The 16810-nt window shown below is 67.7% G+C and carries 9 protein-coding genes; 2 read left to right on the forward strand and 7 right to left on the reverse strand.

What is annotated here, in order from left to right; all coding sequences use genetic code 11:
* Positions 1-48: 48 nt before the first annotated feature.
* Together ACIBL4_RS10420 and ACIBL4_RS10425 are read right to left on the reverse strand one after the other, a co-directional pair.
* On the reverse strand, positions 49-264 hold the full coding sequence (locus ACIBL4_RS10420) for a DUF397 domain-containing protein (RefSeq protein WP_399408390.1): 216 nt from the start codon (positions 262-264) through the stop codon (positions 49-51).
* Entirely contained in the window at positions 261-1109 is an 849-nt protein-coding gene (locus tag ACIBL4_RS10425) for a helix-turn-helix domain-containing protein (protein ID WP_399408392.1), read from the reverse strand. The genes ACIBL4_RS10420 and ACIBL4_RS10425 overlap by 4 nt, the downstream gene beginning before the upstream one ends.
* 198 nt (positions 1110-1307) lie before the next feature.
* Here ACIBL4_RS10425 and ACIBL4_RS10430 point away from each other — a divergent pair, with 198 nt between their 5' ends.
* A complete protein-coding gene (locus tag ACIBL4_RS10430; protein ID WP_399408394.1) occupies positions 1308-1973 on the forward strand; it encodes an ATP-binding protein in 666 nt (221 codons plus the stop codon).
* 19 nt (positions 1974-1992) lie between these two features.
* On the opposite strand, the gene drmB is transcribed toward ACIBL4_RS10430, so the two are convergent.
* The 5 genes from drmB to ACIBL4_RS10455 all read right to left on the reverse strand — a co-directional run bounded on the left by drmB (position 1993) and on the right by ACIBL4_RS10455 (position 14148).
* Positions 1993-3855, reverse strand: a complete 1863-nt coding sequence (gene drmB / locus ACIBL4_RS10435; RefSeq protein ID WP_399408396.1) for a DrmB family protein — start codon at positions 3853-3855, stop codon at positions 1993-1995.
* A complete protein-coding gene (locus ACIBL4_RS10440) occupies positions 3852-7109 on the reverse strand; it encodes a helicase-related protein (RefSeq protein ID WP_399408398.1) in 3258 nt (1085 codons plus the stop codon). The genes drmB and ACIBL4_RS10440 overlap by 4 nt, the downstream gene beginning before the upstream one ends.
* Positions 7106-9007 (reverse strand): UvrD-helicase domain-containing protein, encoded by a 1902-nt coding sequence (locus tag ACIBL4_RS10445; RefSeq protein ID WP_399408400.1) that lies wholly within the window; start codon positions 9005-9007, stop codon positions 7106-7108. Before ACIBL4_RS10445 ends, ACIBL4_RS10440 begins: the two co-directional genes overlap by 4 nt.
* Positions 9004-13767, reverse strand: a complete 4764-nt coding sequence (locus tag ACIBL4_RS10450) for a DEAD/DEAH box helicase (protein WP_399408402.1) — start codon at positions 13765-13767, stop codon at positions 9004-9006. The genes ACIBL4_RS10445 and ACIBL4_RS10450 overlap by 4 nt, the downstream gene beginning before the upstream one ends.
* 174 nt (positions 13768-13941) lie before the next feature.
* Positions 13942-14148 (reverse strand): hypothetical protein, encoded by a 207-nt coding sequence (locus ACIBL4_RS10455; protein WP_399408404.1) that lies wholly within the window; start codon positions 14146-14148, stop codon positions 13942-13944.
* A 522-nt stretch (positions 14149-14670) separates the two neighbouring features.
* Between ACIBL4_RS10455 and ACIBL4_RS10460 the strand changes: the two genes are divergently transcribed.
* Complete coding sequence (locus ACIBL4_RS10460; protein ID WP_399408406.1) at positions 14671-16809, forward strand: helix-turn-helix transcriptional regulator; 2139 nt, start codon at positions 14671-14673, stop codon at positions 16807-16809.
* Position 16810 lies beyond the last annotated feature (1 nt).

The raw sequence follows: 16810 nt of genomic DNA on the forward strand, positions 1-16810 counted from the left end.
CTTTGCCCCACCCCGGAACCGCCAACCGAACAAACCGGGCGGCACCCGTCAGCGTGCTACCCCGCTGCGCTTCACGTTCTGGACGAAGGAGCGCCAAGCACCTCTTCCCACCACGATCACCCGCGCCTCTACGACCTTTGAGTCGCGGACGAGGGCACCGCCCCCGGTGAACGCGCACTCGACGCACTCGCCCCCGGCGCCGTTGCTGTACGACGACGTGAACCACACCGGACGGCCGCTTCCGCCGGACGCTTCTATTGTCACCTTGCGTAATCCTTCAGGATCGACTCGATCAACAGGGCCGAGCGTTGAGGACTCAAGGCCGCGGCCCGGAGGCCGTCGAACGCCCTCGTGTACTCACGGACATGATGCTCGCCCTCCAAGTACATGGCATCGGTGATGCCGTCTCGGTACACGAGATCCGGGTCCTCCGGGGCCGGAAAACCCAGCATGGTGAACGAACCGGTGGCCGGATAAGTCCCTGAGTCGAAGGGGAGCACCTGCAAGGTCACGGTCGGTAGATCGGCCGCCTCCAGGACGCGCTTCATCTGCTCTCGCATCAGGACGCGGTCCCCGATGACGTGGCGCAGGGCACCCTCGTTCACGATGAACCAGGCGTCGGGAGCGTCCGGTCGCCGCAACATGGCTTGGCGCTCCATGCGTACCTGCACGGCCTTGGTGATGCCCTCGGCCGACATGTGTGCGCCGGACTTGTGGAGTTCGGACGCGTACGCCTCGGTCTGCATGAGGCCAGGTACGACCTCGCACTGGTACTGGCGGAAGGTCGAAGCGTCCTGCTCGAGGCCGATGTAGATGTTGAACCACTCGGGGACGCCGGCGCCGTGAACCTGCCACCAACCGCGCACTTTCGCCTGCCGGGCCAGCGACTTGAGGAACTCGCGCAGCTCCTCGCTCGTGCCGTAGAAGCGGCACAGGGCATCGATGTCCGACGGCTGGATACGCCCACTGCCCGTCTCCATCCGGTTGACCTTGGAGCCGCTCCAGTCCAGGGCCGCACCGACCTGGGCGCAGGTGAGTGTGCTCTTCTCGCGGAGCTTCTTCAGCTCGATCGAGAGGCGCCGACGGCGTGCCGTAGGTGAACCGGCCATCCCAATCCTCTTTCCAGTAGCGGGCGTTCAGTCTCGCGCCAAGGGGTGTGCTTGCCAATCACACGGAAGTGGGAATCCCGCCGTGCACATTGCACAAAGGGATGCGCTGCCAGCACAGTGGTCGACAGCACAACTCAAAGTGATCGTTCGTGACGCTGCGCTGCCGGTGTGGTGTCGACCGCGACGAGAGGGGTCAGCGTGAGCCAGGAAGCGTGCATGTCGCGCAAGCCGTGGGAGCTTGCCTTTACGGCCGAACCCGTGGAGGTGGCTGCCCTGCGCCGGATCATGCGACTGCACCTGGGCATGTGGGGGTTGCAGGACATCACCGACGAGGCCCAACTGTGCGTCAGCGAGCTGGTGTCCAACGTCATCACGCACGTCGGACACGGCACGCCCGCGACGCTGGCCGTCTCAGTGCGGGGCACGCACCTGCGCATCGAGGTGCATGACCCCGATACACGGGCCCTGCCTGTCCTCCGGGACCCGAGCACAGAATCCCTGGAGGGGAGGGGCATGGCGCTTGTGGACGCTGTAGCCGATCGCTGGGGTGTGCTGCTACGCCCGGACCGGAAGGTCACCTGGTGCGAGCTGGCCACAAAACTCACCGCGCCCCACGGCCACCTGGAAGCCCCCAGTGTGATGCGGGCCGAGGCCCTGCTCAGCCTCTACGCCGCTGCTGCGCCGTCGCCGTGCAAAACGGGTGTGGGCAGGTTGGCCTCTGCCGTGGCGGAGGAGACGGTGATCGCGGCAATCACCGACTTCCTCCACTGGCTCCAGGCTCACGGCCGAGACGCGGACGACATGCTTGACCGCGCGCAGATGCGTTTCGAAGCTGAGCACGCTGCCCTGCGTCATGGGGCTTGATGCTTTACCCGGCCGGTTGTCAGTGGCGCAGTATGTCCGCGAAGAAGCCGAGGTCCGGATCCTCGGGCGTGCCGACCAGCAGAGCGCGGTCGAGCAGGATGTTGTTGTGTTCGCAGCTCGTCTCCGGAAGCATCACGCAGGCGTGGCAGGCGGCCAGGTTCGTGCCGCCGGTGCCGGAGGCCTCGGACTCGATGCACAGGGGGTCGGCAGAGCACCAGGAGGCCCGGCGGATCGCCGACCGGATCGTGCCTGCCAGCCGCTCGGGCTCGCCCTGGGCGACCAGGCCGCCGAGACTGCCTGCGGAGTCGCTCGTCGCTGTGTATATGAGCAGGCCCGCCATTTCCTCGTCGGCGTAGAGGCGTTCGCGGAGGGCGGCGGCCGGGTAGCCGGCGTCCAGGCTCCACTCGTTGATGAGCACGTGGGCCAGGGTGTGCAGCAGCACCATGCGGGGGGTAGCGGGAGAGGGCAAGACCTGGGTGGGGTCGGAGGCCCTCTGCTCCATCACCCGGCGATGTGCGGTGCGGATGCGCTTGGCGCGCCTGGCCACGGCGGTGATGTTCTCCCAGGCGGCAAGACGGTCCTCGGCCAGTCGGAGGAAGACGCCCTCGCCCCGAACCTCCATGGCGGGCAGCCAGTTCAGTGGCATCGAGGAGAGCGCGGCCTCGTTGGTCTCGGAGATCGAGTCGGGGTCGGAGAGCCTGGTGAACGCCTTCAGCGCGCGGACCTCGCGGAGCTTCTTGACCAGCATCGGGCCGGTGACCCCGATGCCGTCGAGAGCGGTCGGGTCACCGAGCGGGGTCTCGCAGATGAACTGCTCGTCACGGGAACGCTCGCGCTCGTCGTTGCCGGCACGCAGACGTTCGTACTCCTTGTTGCGCAAGGCACGGTAGTGGTGGTCGAAGGTGCGCTCCCCGTCCTCGGTGGTGTCTTCCTCCTGCTCGGCGGCGAGAAGTTCCATCACCTCATCGACAGACACAGGGCATTCGTCCCCGAACAGAACCTTGAGACACATCTCGACATCGGACCGGTCGCTCAGATCGCGCAGTCGGCTCCAGTACGGAGCGAGTGGGTCCGCGCGACCGTCGCTCCACGGCGGGATGGACAGCGCGGACTTCAACACCGGCTGCCAGACGGCGGAGGAACCACGCTGGAGGGTGCGTGGAGTGAGGCTGCAGCGCTGCGCCGGGACGGACGTGCCGAGCCACGGTCGCGTGCCACGGCAGCTCAGACCGAGATCCTTGAGCGCCTTCTTGCGGAAGGACCCCTCCATCGATACCTCGGGCACTCCGCAGCTGCAGGACACGAGGATCGAGCGGAGCGAGGAACTGCGGCCGGAGGTGCGCAGCCTGAGCGTGCCACCGCACTGGCCGGCGGCCGTCGTGCCCCGCCCTGCGGCGCGGTGGACCCAGTGCCAGTACGGGAACTCGTCGAGATGGCCGGCCTCGCAGGCGATCACGAAGCGAGACGGGACGAGGTCGGTCTCACACGTGCCGCAGACGCTCTGGCCGGGCGGCGGGTTGAAGTCGCGATGGCGGCGCAACTCGTTGCACTCGGGGCAGGAGTGCATGAGCGGGAAGCGGCGGACCCGAATGCCGTCCTGGCTGTGCTCGTCGGACGCGGGCGGCAGCCGGAAATGCTCGACTTTCAGGATGCGAGCCAGACGACGTTCGTGGATACGCGGTGCCTCGTCCGTGCTCCAGTGCTCGTCCGCCCCGTCCAGCCCCGAGACGACGAAGGATTCGTGGTCGACCGCGATCAGTGAACCGACGCCGTACGTGGTGATCGCCTGGGCGCGACGGACCGCGCCGCGGCGCGGGAGGTTGTGGGCGGGCGCCGAGCCGTTCGCACCGGAACGGCGACGGCGCGCGGGGGGCGGGGTCATCGGGTGGCCTCCATGAACAGAGCGGACTCGGCATCGACGTCGCGCAGGCTCCACAGGGTGGGCCAGGCCTCGGCGTTCTCGGCCTCGTCGTCGTACGGCTGCAGAAGCGAAGGGGTGCGCCTTCCCTTCTTCGGTTCGAAGAGCAGGCCGTTGTGGATGTCGGCCTCCTCGCACCACCAGTCGACGAACTCGTCGAAGGCACGAGAGACGGCGTCGGCCTCCTCGGGGGTGACGGCGTGGACGCGGTCAAGGAGGACGGGCTTGATCTCGCCGCGGATCCGGTGCTCGTACGACTCCACCCTGCCTGCGGCCTCGTTGGGTCGAGCCTCCGGAATCAAGATCCGGGTCAGAGCGACGATCACCGCGTGCAGTCCGCGTTCGCGGGCGCGGGCGGAGAAGGGGGTGACGGAGGTCGACTCGACCTCGCGGTACAGCGCGGAGTGGAAGTGCAGGAAGTTCTCGTAGTGGGAGCGGTCGCGTGAGCGGGTCGCGTTGAGCATCACGGCGACCAGACCGGGGTGAGCGCGGCCGACGCGGCTGGTGGCCTGGATGTACTCGGCGGTGGTCTGTGGCTGGCCCATCACGGCCATAAGGCCCAGCCGGTCCACGTCGACGCCGACCGCGATCATGTTCGTGGCCAGGAGGACGTCCACGACGTCAGGATCGGGATACTTTCGCTCGATGCCCTTGAGGCGGGCCGGGATCTCGCTTGCGTCGATGCGACTGGTCAGCTCCGAGTAGTTTGCGACGGAACGCACGGTGGTCTCGTCGCGTGCGGCAAGCAGTTCGAGATACGCCACCACGTCGTCATGGACCTGGAGTTCGGCAGCTGAGAGCAGTCGGAGGCTGTTGAAGTAGCCGACCAGGCTCCAGTAGGCGTCCCGAACGTCGTCCGAGGTCTTCGCCTGCTTCGCCCGGTGCAGCAGAGTCGCGTACGTGCGGATGAGCAGGGTGGACTGGCTGGTGCCGGGGGCGAGGAGGCCAACGTAACGACGGCTCGCCTTCTCCTCTCGGGGGGTCTCCACAGCGAACCAGGAGTCACGGGAGTCCAGGCCTGCGGGCGGGAACTGGCGAACCTCGCGGTCGAAGAGACTGCGGCCCTGATCGGCGGCGCGCCGGATGGTCGCCGTCGAGGCGATCACCTTGGGGCGACCAGCGAGCTTGTCGACGGCCGTCTCGTAGAGACCGGTGAGCGTCCCCAACGGGCCGGAGATGAGGTGGAGTTCGTCCTGAACGATCAGCTCGGGTGGCGGCGTGCGGTCGCTCGGATTGTCCCTGTTGAAGAGGGCGGCGGTCGCCGGACGCCACGGCATGGACGCGAACTTGTCGACGGTGGCGATGACCAGCGTCGGTCGGGCGTCGTACACCGCCTCGTCGATCAGGTGGACGGGCAGACCGTCCGTGAAGTCGCAGCCTGCGCCGGGGCAGCGCACGTGCATACGCTTGGCGTCTTCATCGACCTCGTACGCGCGGGCGTCCAGGCGGGTGCCGCACCAGGGGCAGGCGTGCAGCTGAACTGGATTCTTGGTCGCCAGGCGCTTGTCGAGGTCCTTGTGGAGTTCTGCCAGTTGGTCGTTCGCGTCCTTCAACTTGTTGGGGGTGGCGGATTCACCGACCCACATGCCGAGGGAGAACGGTCCGCCGCGTAGCTCGGACAAGTTGCCGAGGCGAATCCGTTCCATGGCACAGAGCAGGATCGTGGCGCGCTCGAACTGCTGAAGGGTCAGCAGGCGGAGCGTGTACCGCATCAGGACGGTGACACCGCCACCGTTCTCACGGAGCCGGATCCGGCGCAAGAAGGAGGTGAGCGCGATCAGCCCGAGGTACGCCTCCGTCTTGCCACCACCGGTGGGGAACCACAGGAGGTCGGAGACCTCGCGGTCGCGGTGCTCGGGGTCGTCGATGCCTGCCAGGCAGAGCAGGACGAAGGCGATCTGGAACGGCCGCCAGCGACCATTGGCGGGTTCGGGGGAGCCGTTGCGGCCGCTCTTCACCCAGGCGCTACGGGCGCGCTGGTCGGCCATGGCCCGGTTGGCCAGCCGGAAGGCACGCATCAGGTCGGGCTTGTTGCGCAGGAGGTCTATGCCCTCGCGGATCCGGCCTAGTGCCTCGCGGCAGGCGTCCACCTGGTCGCGGGCGGCCTTCTCGTACGCACCGCCGACCAGGGCATCTGCCTCGGCCTGCTTGCGGTCGATCCACCGCTCGTAGCCCGCGGCGAGCGCTTCCAGCGCGGCGAGGACCTTCGCGTCGGGGTGCTCCGCCAGACCGAGCATGGACAGGGCGGAGCTGTCGATCTCCGGGTTGGAGTCGGTGAGCAACACCTCCACGGTCGGCACGAACTCGCTCCGCACCTCGGACACACCGGCCCACACGGAGTCCGACATGCCGATCGGCGGCGGCGTCCAGTCCCATTCGGCGGCGCAGCCGTGCCCGACGGCGAAGGTCGGGGCGTGGCGGTGCAGCAGGCGGCTGGTGGCGACCTCGGGATCGTGCGCGACGTCGGGGGCGGGACGCTCGACGAAAGCACTGGATCCGTCGGACGCGCGGACGACGAGTCCGCATTGGAACAGGGAGAACGCGTCCTGCAGCTCCCGCTCGCCGACCTTGTGCGTGTTGACCAGGGTCACCGTTACGGTCACTGTGCCCAGCGTCGGGTCGGGGCGCCGTACGTTTACGCGCAGCCCGACTCCGTCGGTCAACTCGAACCGTAGATCGGGCGCAGGCGTGGTCACATCCACGGTGGTGTCGGGCAGCGCGAGTTCCTCACGCCGCCAGTGCTCCTGCTGATCGGAGGTGGTGCGGGCCTCGGCGCGGCGGGCGGGGACAGGGTTGCCGTCCGCGTCCGTGGCCCGGTAGGCGGCGGCCCGCGCACGGACCACGATGGAGTCGCTTATGGCCGGGTCGACGGCGAAGGTGAGCCCCATGGAGGAGGGCCGGCGGGCCCCGGCGGCGCCGACCTCCTGCGCGGTCCCGGACTCCTCCATGTTGTCGCGAGTGCGCAGGGGGATCATGTCCAGACCCTTGTGCTCCGCCTCGTCCTCGAGCATCCTCTGCTCGGCTTCGACGTCCGCCGACCTCGGGTAGAGGACACCGGCCAAGTAGCGGTCGATCGGAGCGTCACGGGCGAGGACTTCCTCGCGGTCCTCCGGAGAGGCGTCCGGGGCAGGGCCGAGAAGCTCGCGGCGGAGACCCACCATCAGCTCCTCGTCCCGGACGCGGTAGTGCTCGGTGTGCCGGTTCTCCGTGTCGTTCATGCGCGCTGCTCCTCGTCGTCCGCCCGTCGGTACCTTCCGATTCCGGTGATCCGAGGTGCGATCCACACGCCCCGGTCACCGAGGCCGGCGTTGGCGCCGGCGGCAGTGCTGCCCGCGACGGACTCCACGGTGTCCACCCGCAGCCCGTGGATCTCGTCCGGCCACCAGGGGGCCCACGTGCGATTCACCTTCTGCACCTGGAACAGCTCCTGCCGGAACCGCTCCGAGACCTCGCCGATCTCCCGCCCCTTGTGCAGCACGGCGTACGGCGGGCTCTGCCACTCGCCGAGCGGCAGGTCGTGCCGCCTGCGCAGCACCACCTCATGGCCGGGGGCGACGTGTTCCAGAAGGTAGGACTGGGTCGCCACGGCGTCCGTTTCGTGGCCGGGAGGGTTGTCCGCGCACACGTCACCGGCCTGGCCGACGATCCCATAGCGGTCGTACTGTCTCCAGCCGCCCAGAAACCTGCGGCCGTTCTTCCTGCCACCAGCCCGTTTGAAGATCGGCAGCTCGGGCCGGTTCACGTGATACAGGTCCTGACGGGCACGCGTCAGGGCCACGTACAGAGCGCGGGCCTCGGCCGGGAGATCCAGCTCCTCCTTGAACTGCTGCTGCAACTCCGCGACGGTCGGCGGGGCAAGGACGATCACCCGGTCGAATTCCAGGCCCTTGGCCCGGTGCACGGTGGAGACCACGATGCGTGCGGTCTCGGGATCGGCCAGCTCGTCCGGGAAACGGCCGTCGGCAACCAGGCGGCGCAGCCGGTCCAGGTCGAGGACGCCTCGCCCCGGGCCTCGCGCGGCCCGGCGCATCGCGGCCCACACCGCTCCGGTATCCGGCTCGTACGGCAGAGGTATCTCTCCGAGCAACGACCGCAACCGGTCCTCGGAGAGCGTTGCGGACTCGGTGCGGCGCAACAGCTCGGCCACCCAGTAGGGGACCGGGCGGTCTTCCAGCGGGCGTCGCAGCCTGTGTTCGACGCCGTGCTCGTGGAGCAGCTCCGAGACGACGAGAGCCTGCCGGTTGTCACGGGCGAGGATCGCGCAGGTGTCGGGGAAGTCGCGGAGTCCGTCGAGGGTGAACGGGTCCGTGAGGGCTCCCATCCCGTTCGCCGGATCGAGAAGCAGCTCGCGCATCTCTTCATAGAGGACCGCGGCCTCTTCGGCATCGGTGACGTTCTGGAGGCGCTGTCCGTGTGCGAGCGCGATCCGGGCCTCCGGGGTGGACGCCCGGAAATTCTTGGTGAGGCGGAGTTCGACCAGGTCGTCCGGATACGAGGCGCGCAGCCAGTCGAAGAACCGGCCGGTCTCGTCGGCGCGTTCGGTGAGGTCAGTGATCTGGAAGCCGTACACGGACTGCGCGGCGTCACCGACCACGGTGAAGCCGCAGCTCTCCTGATAGCGATCGAGCAGCGCCTCCACGAGGTCCCGACGGTCCCCCAGCAGATCCTGCACCTCGTCGATGACGACGTGCGCGGGGGGAACGGCATCGCCGGCCTCCAGCGCTCCCTTCTCGACGGCACGGGCAGCGGCCTCGATCCGCTCCAGGAAGGAAGCCGCGCTCCAGTCTCCGTCTGGATACGCCTGCCGCAGCACGCCGTACGCCCAGGCGTCGAACGTCTGCGCCCGCACCCGGTGAGCGCGCTCACCGTGCCGAGTGATCCGCTCTCGGAGCTCCCGAGCCGCCGCCCGGGAGAAGGTGAGCACCAGAATCTCGGAGGCCTCCAGTGACTCCTCGGGGTCCTCGTTCCCGCACAGCGCGTCGAGCCGGCGCACCAGCGTGTGAGTCTTGCCGGCCCCCGCGCCGGCGGTCACCAGGACGCGCGCGTCCCAGGGCTGCTCCACCACGGCCCGCTGCTCCTCGGTGAGCGGAGGACTGTCGAGGTAGGCGTCGATCACGAACGGCTCCAGAGGTGCTCGAACTGGGTGAAGGCGAGCTTTGTGTCGAAATTCTCGATGTTGTCGCTGACGTTGAGGATCAGGCAGCTGTCCTTGCCGCCGTTCCGGGGTCCGCGCAGGCCGCGACCGATCATCTGCTGGTACACGTTGGTGCTGTAGACCGGCCTGGCCACGACGACGGCACGGGTGGCCGGCGCGTCGAAGCCCTGGGTGAGAACACCGTAGTTGGTGAGCACACGAATGCGGCCGTTTCGGAATTTCTCGATACGGGTGCGACGGTCCTGGGCGCTGGTGGTGGAGTCGACGGCGGCGGCTCGGATGCCGCGGTCGTTGAGCATGGCTGCCAGGTACTTGGCGTGGTCCACGGAGGTGGCGAAGAGCAGCATCGGCCAGTCCTCCGGCAGAGCGGCCACTTCGTCGACGATGCGACGGCTTCGCCCGTGGTCGTCGGCGAGCCGCTGCTCGGCGGAGCGAGAGAGCATCGCCATGCGGTCGGCATGGGTCTTCTCGTCCCGGGTCAGCTCGATCTTGCCGCCCTGCAGGGTGCGGTGCTCGACCTGTGCGAGCATGCCCCACTCCTGCAGGTCCCGGTACGGGTCCCCGGACGGGAAGACTCCCTCGTCGAGACGGCGGTTGCCGAAGCGGTTGACCAGGCGGCGGGTCTCCTCCTCGTTGGTGTTGCGGAACGGGGTCGCCGTCAGGCCGAGCAGATGCCGCCCGGTCTCGTACTGGGTGAGTCCCAACTGGCCCAGGATCTCGGTGTACCGCTTGGAGATGGCGGTGTGCGCCTCGTCGACGATCACCAGCGCGGCCTGTCGAAGCCAGGCGTACTGGTCGGTGCCCAGGCAGCGCTGCAGCTTCGCATCGGTCGCGACCACCAGATGGGGGTGGTCGACGACGTTTCCGACCTCGTTGCTGCTCCACAGCCGGCTGATGGTGAGCGGTCGCTCCGCGCCGACCTTGCTCCAGACGAACTTCCAGCTCTGAACCGCTTGTTCGCACAACTCCTCGGTCTGTGCGATCCACAGCAGCGGACCCTTGAGGTCGCCGAACCGCTTGATCCAGCGGATCACGGCCTCAGCGGTGACGCGGGTCTTGCCGGCGCCGGTGGGAAGGGACAGCATGCCGCGCTGGGGAGCCAGCCGGTCGAGCATGGTCGAGATGTTCCGGACCAGGTCCTCCTGGTAGCCGTGGAGGCTCGGGAAGTCCCGAGGGCCCTCGACCGTCTCGAACACGGGCGGGGACGGAGTCCTCGAACCGGCGAACGAGACAGGCAACCTCAGCTCCGAGACGAAGGCGATGGCGGCCGACGAACCCGTGTACCCGACCGGCGCGTTGGGGAAGCGCGCCTGGATGTCCCGGGCATGCTGCTGAAGCACCCCGTCGCCGTGCGCGTTGAACGCCATCTGCGCGATCCGGCGCCCGGACGGCTCCACGCCGTCGGTCGCCTGCAGCTCGGCTTCCATCAAGCCTTCAGGCAGCCCGGCACGCAGCGCCTCCGCCCCGATCAGCAACTCGATCTTGGCGACCACGTCCTCGGCCTCGCGTACGGCCTTCTGTGCGGCCTGCATCTCGCTGTCCCGCGCCATGCGCTCCTGATGCTCCAGCACAGCCCGGCACCCGGCCGCTCCGAGACCGAGCCCGAGTTCGTGGTCGATCAGGATCAGCATCGGCTCGCGATCCAGCGGGACGCGGACCTTGACGACGCCGTCCTGACTGACCGCCTTGAGCGGGGTGGCATGTGTGCCATTGGGCGTGCGGGTGATCTCCTCCAGCTCGGTGCAGCGCTGCACCAGGCTGTTACGGTTCCCGCTGTTCAGACGCTGGCGCAGGGCCGGATACAGCTCCACGAGCGGCACCGGGTCTCCCTCGGCCACCTCGCGGGTCTCCCGGCTGATCACGTCGGCATAGCGGAGCATGCCCCACTTCTCGACCATCAGCTCGGCGTCCTCGACGGTCGGCACGAGCAGCGCGGGCAACTGCTCGGCACGGAGAGCCCGGTACTCGGCGGCATTGACGGCGAGGGTGATCTCCTCGTCGGGGCGGGTGCTCCACGTGTCGCCGATCCGGCACCGGGTCAGGGAGTCCTCGGGGAAGTCGGCACCGAAGCGGGTGAGCATCACGTAGGTGGCGCCGACAAAGGAGTCGTCCTCGCTGCGGGACACCTCGTCGAGGAGCGCGTTCCAGCGGTCTGCGGGAACCTCGTCGACGGTGGTGGGGAGACGCAGTTTGCGGGCCTTCTCGGGGGAGATGTCGGCGACCGGCAGCACGTCGCGGTAGGCGGCGAGTTGGGGGCCGACGGCCTCCCTCAGCGGCTTGATCCCCTGGGAGGTGGCGACCGTGCCGTATTTCCTCAACAACCACCGGATCGGGGAGGCCACCGCCTGCCGAGTGCTGGTCTGCGCGCCGATCTGGCGCGTCCAGTTGTCCACCACGGCGTCATCGGGCAGCACCTTCAGGAAGGCCGCGCGTGACTCCTCGGAGAGGGCACGGAAAAGGTGGAGCGGGCCACCGATCGCGGCGCCCTCGACCTTCATCCGGTTCAGTGCCGGACGGGGGGCGCGGCTGTCCAGACCGCGCAGGTAGGCGGCGTGGACGGCTGCGCGGTACTCCTCGAACCAGGCCTCGTCCGCCTTGGGCTGCACCCCTCCGGACGGTCGCTCCTGAAGGCCGACCTGTGCGAAGAAGGGAGCGTCGTCGGAGTGGAAAGCCATGTCGACGGCGACGCTCGGATCGCGCTTCGCGTCGACCACGACACCCGGGAGCATGCAGTTCTCCACCGGCCGGAACCGGCCGTCGGCCGTCCGCACACGGAGCGTCGAGGCCGGCGTGGGTACTCGCTCCAGAACTTTGTGGGCCACTCGACGGGCCCCGGCCTGGCGGAACAATTCCCAGAACCGCTCCCAGTCCGACTCGCTGTAGTGGTCGAAGCCTTGGTCGAGAACGCTGAAGAACCGGCCTTCGACATCGGCCTCGCGAATACCGAGGACGTTGAGCGCGTGCATCAGCGACAGGTCCTGGGCGAGTTCGTCGATCACGTACACCAGGGACTCGCGCAGCCCTCCCTGATCGGCACGGCGGAACACCTTGCCGTGCACGGGGGCGACGAGACCGTGCTCCTCGGTCAGTACGACCCGGGCCTTGCGCGCCTCATCGGCGTACGGGGAGCGGACCTCGATCATGTCCGCGAGGATGCGGATGGCCACGGCTGACGCCTCGGGGGTGCCGCTCTCGACCAACGCCTCCAGCCATTCGCGGACATCGGTCCGCCCGTGCCCGGCCGCGGCGAGAATGTGCTCGACCTTGCCGGAACGCAGGGAGTCCGCCTCGACGCTCGGGTGCAGCCAGTTCGAAGGGCGCCCGGGGCACTCGTGCCACATCCGGAGCCAACCGGACAGCTTTTTCAGATCCCTGTCGAGCCGGGGGTGGACCCGCAGCTCGGTCGGGACGCGCAGTACGCCGTCCTGGTCGGGCAGGGACGGACTGTCCGCGGCGCGGTCCCAGATCTCCCGAGTCAGGAACTCGTCGGCCCAGCTGATCGCCTCCTTGACACGGCCGGGCAGCAGCGGGAGGTAGGCGGCCGGGTCCGCGGCAGGAGCCAGGGCGGGGAGGGAGCCGACGACCAACTGCGCCGACACCCTGATCATCTCCTGGTTGAAGGGGGAGGAGTCGAGCAGATTCTGCCGGTCCTCGTTGGTCTTCCAGGCCCCGTTGAGGATGCCGCTCAGCGACATCTCGTACTTGGTCGGGAAGAAGGACCAGAACTTGCCACGACCGCGCGACCGCGGGCTGATGTGCAGGCCGCTCTCCGGGTCCTTCTCCAGGGCGGGCACGGCCCAGGCGAGTTCGAGAGAGAGCCGGTCATGCAGCTCACCCGCGTCCGAGCGGGCCGCCGGGCCGGGCTTGTGTGTGGTGGTGAACACCCGCCACCGCTCGCTGGCTACGGCCTTCCCGGTCCGTTCCTCGACCACGATGTGCAGGTCGCCGGACTGCTGGGCGGTCAGTGTCCGGCGGGCCATGGGCCGAGGCCGGCGGTCCTCCAGCACTACTTTCGCGACATGCGGCGAGAAGAGCTGGAAGCCGACCGGGAACTCCTGGCGGGGCTCACCGTGATCCTTGGCGCGACCGCCGTGCATGTCCCGGCCCAGTCGGTCGTCGGCCTTCGGGAGCAGGGGCAGGCGAACGACGGTGGTCGCCCAGGTCAGCAGTTCGTCCAGAACACGATCAGCCGCCCGCTCGGCCTGCATGTCGAGCGGGCGGGCCATGCGCAAAACCGGAGCGTCGAACTCCGTGCCGTAGCGCGCCGTCACACCTGGCACGGCCTTGATCTGCTCGTACGACCAGGCGCGGTCGAATCCGAAACTTCCGGTGCGGCTGAAGAATTGCGGCGTGTCGGTCACTACAAGGACTGATTTCACCCCGACCCCGAATCGCCCGATCTGGCCGCCGCGTTTCTTCGACATACTCATCCGAAGGATTGTTTCCGCGCCTTCCTGGGTTACTGGATTTCCCTCGTTGGCGCAATACAAATGAGATTCCGTCAGGACGACATAGATTCTCCCGCCCGGCTCGTCGGCGATTTCGTCGGCCGCGTTCTGGACGAGTTCGAAAAGCTGTCGATCGCCATATCCGCCCTGTGTGATTCGGCGTTCACCATTGGCGTGCTCTGCCACGAGACCAGGGTCTACTGCGTAAGTCTGAAGAACACGGGAGGACTGCTCGAGAACGGTTTCGATCACCGTTGAGGACGAAGACGGCACTGCTGCTGCACTCCTGGGATGGTCGAGGTCCGGGCGAAAGCTTGGGCGGCGGGCCAGCTGCCGAGGTCGTGCAGCCGGCCCGTCTCCTTCTGTGCGCTGTGCTGGCGGTGCTCGGTGCGTGGCCTTCGGTGTGTTTTCAGGTGAAGGCCGGGGTGCCGCTGAGCTGCGGGGGTGTCATGGTGAGGGGGGATCCTCGTCCGGCAGCTCCTGAACAGCCTTGGCCAAGTCGGGGAAGCAGCCGACGAAATGTTCTTCCGACAAGTTGCATCCCTGAAGAATTTCGGTTATCTCGGCCTTGCTCATCGCGATGCGAATCGTCAGCTCAAATGCGCTCATCTCCCGGGACGAGTTCATATGGTCGCCGCAGCCGTGTTCATTCATGGAGCGCTCCACCCCCGTTGTGTTCTGTCAGTAGCACAGGGGTGTATTCGGGCGCACGCCCCCATGGAAACGGATAGCTGTTCTCGAGCTAGCTTCCTTTCGCTAAAACGCTAGCGGGTGAAGTTCTCGTGTCGCCAGTCCTTTTGAGAAACGTTTCGCCGCAGGTGTATGTGGACGCTACGTCTCCGCTTCTCTGGATGGGTTCGGGTATAATTCACCCGTTGCCGCCCACTTCCCTGGTTCGGTTTAGTGAGCGAGACGGCTATTCCGTCATCGTGCAAGTTAGCCGGTGGGTGCTCCGGTGTGCAAGCCTGAACTCCCGTATTTCTTTGGGGAGTTGCCTGTTCCGCTTACCGGGCACGGTGCGTTCTGGGGCGAAGTTGTGCGATCCGGGCAAGTCGGATCAGGAGCTCGAAGCGGGGAAGGTGATCGAGCTTGGTCAACTTTCAGTTGACGATGGCGTGCGTGTCAAATTAGCCTCATGGTCTGCAGCATGCGACTCGAGGAAGAAGCAGGTGGCACGTGGAGACAGGTGAGGAGTTCGGGCCCTGGCTGGCTCGTCAGCTCAAGCTCGCGGGGAAGACGCAGGCCGAACTGGCCAAGGAGGTCGACGTCACTCGAGCCGCCGTCTCCGCATGGATCACTGGAAGGTCGACTCCCCGCCCGACGGTCATGGTGGACATCGCCAAGGCACTGGGCACGGACCTCGGTACGGTGCACACCCGCACCACCGACACCCAGGCCGGCCTGCCGGTCACCTGGTACCACCGTCCCGGGTATCCCGACGGGGGCCGTGACCTGGGGAATGCCGCAGCCTTCGCCTTTGAGGCCGACGTTCAGGTCCTCGCACGCGAGACCTGTCAGAACAGCCTCGACGAGCGGCTGACGGAGAACGGCCGCCCGGTCCGTGTCCGTTACACGCTGCACGAGCTGACCGGCGAGGCCTTGGAGGCCTTCCGTGAGGCGATTCTCTGGAACGATCTCTTCCCGCACTACTCCGCCGTTTCGGAGATCGCCGGTAACCAGAAAGTCGGCCGGGTCGTCGACGCCGGGGTACGTGACATGTACGAGAAGGGCCGCTTGGTCCTGCTGCGGGTCGACGACTACAACGCCTCAGGCCTCACCGGTGACGACTACGCGGACGGCAAGTTCGCTGCGGTGGTGAGGCGCCAACTGCAGAGCCTCAAGTCCGGTCCTGCCGCAGGTGGTTCGTACGGTCTGGGGAAGGCCACGTTGTGGGCGACCAGCGCTCTCGGGCTTGTGCTCATCAACTCCACTCTGTCCGAGCCTCACGAGGGGCGTACGGAGCGACGAGTCATCGGCCGTCTCGAACTGCCATGGCGCGAGGTCGACGGCGAGCCGTACGCGGGCCCCGCCTGGTTCGGACGCCCCGATCCCGATTCGCCCGGCGCCATGGTCGCCCGTTCCTGGTGGGCGGACGAGGAGACCGTGGCTCGTTTGCACCTGACCCGGGAAAGCGACGAACCCGGTACTTCCTTCCTCATCGTCGGCGCGCACGACGTGGCGAGCCTTGAGGACGGCTTCTCTGACGACGACACCATGGACGAAGAGGGCGGCGAAGACACGCGCGACATCCGCAAGATGCACCGCCGTCTGGTCGAGGCACTGGGGCGTGACTTCTGGGCAGCGATGACCGGTGGGGGCAGCAGGCTTCCCCTCCTGGAGGTCTCGGTTCGCTCCCTGCGCAACGGCGACGTGGTCGTGGCGGAGGAGCAGGTGGACCCGTCTGCCGAGCAACCTTCCCGGACTCGTGCCCTTCGCGCGCACTACGAGGGCGCCACCGTGGATCGGCTCACCGAAGCCGGGCAGGTGGCGGCGCGGAGCGTTCCGCTCAAGCTCCCGCTGTCCGGGGGCGCCCGGGGAACACTCGGTACGCACCAAGCGGTCCTGTTGGTCACCGAAGCCGACAATGACAAGGACACACCGAAGAATCAGGTGCACTCGCTGCGTGGCAACCGCATGACTGTCAAAAGGGCCGGGGTCCCGAATCTGCCGCTCGGGACCAACCCCTTTCAGGCCGTTCTCCTGGTGGGGGAGGCCGCCGGGGAGTCGGCCCCCTTCGCGAAGGAGGCCGAGGAATTCCTGCGCGCGGCGGAACCGCCTGAGCACGACCGCTGGGGGCAGACCGAGGAGCTGTCCTTGCGTTGGTCGCCCTCCGCGTACCGACGGATCAACACGCTGACCACCGAGGTCAACAACGCGGTCAGGGAACTCGTCGCGCGGCCCAAGCGCGGCAGCCGCGAAGGCGGTGAGGCTCTGCGCAAGGCATTGACCGTGAAGACGAGGCCAAAGGCCAAGGTGCCCACCGGGCCGGTCGTCCCGGTCCTTGACGGGCTCGACGCGACGATCGGCGACGGTGGGGAGTGGCAGATCACGGCAGAAGTGAGCATCCCGCGGGGCGACGAGGTCGTCCCGATGGTGCCGGTCGCACAGCTGGACGTGCGCTCCGGGGGCCGTCCGAAGCTGGATTGGGCAGAACTCGTGGCCGTCGAGGGGTGTGAGGTGGAGGACGGCATTCTGCGCTTCACCCCGGGCACCCGCCGCGCGAAGTTCCGCGGTTTCACCGACGTCACCAGCCACCCCGTCAGAACCACGCTCACCCGCCTCGTCGTCGAACTCCGTGCCGGCAAGGGGGAGTGAC

It is taken from the genome of Streptomyces sp. NPDC050416, from assembly GCF_044458845.1.
Taxonomy (GTDB): domain Bacteria; phylum Actinomycetota; class Actinomycetes; order Streptomycetales; family Streptomycetaceae; genus Streptomyces.

What these genes read in the sequence shown, in the direction of transcription:
- ACIBL4_RS10425 (WP_399408392.1), bottom strand. Translation starts at nt 1,109, where the DNA reads ATGGCCGGTTCACCTACGGCACGCCGTCGGCGCCTCTCGATCGAGCTG.
- drmB (WP_399408396.1), bottom strand. Translation starts at nt 3,855, where the DNA reads ATGACCCCGCCCCCCGCGCGCCGTCGCCGTTCCGGTGCGAACGGCTCG.
- ACIBL4_RS10440 (WP_399408398.1), bottom strand. Translation starts at nt 7,109, where the DNA reads ATGAACGACACGGAGAACCGGCACACCGAGCACTACCGCGTCCGGGAC.
- ACIBL4_RS10455 (WP_399408404.1), bottom strand. Translation starts at nt 14,148, where the DNA reads ATGAATGAACACGGCTGCGGCGACCATATGAACTCGTCCCGGGAGATG.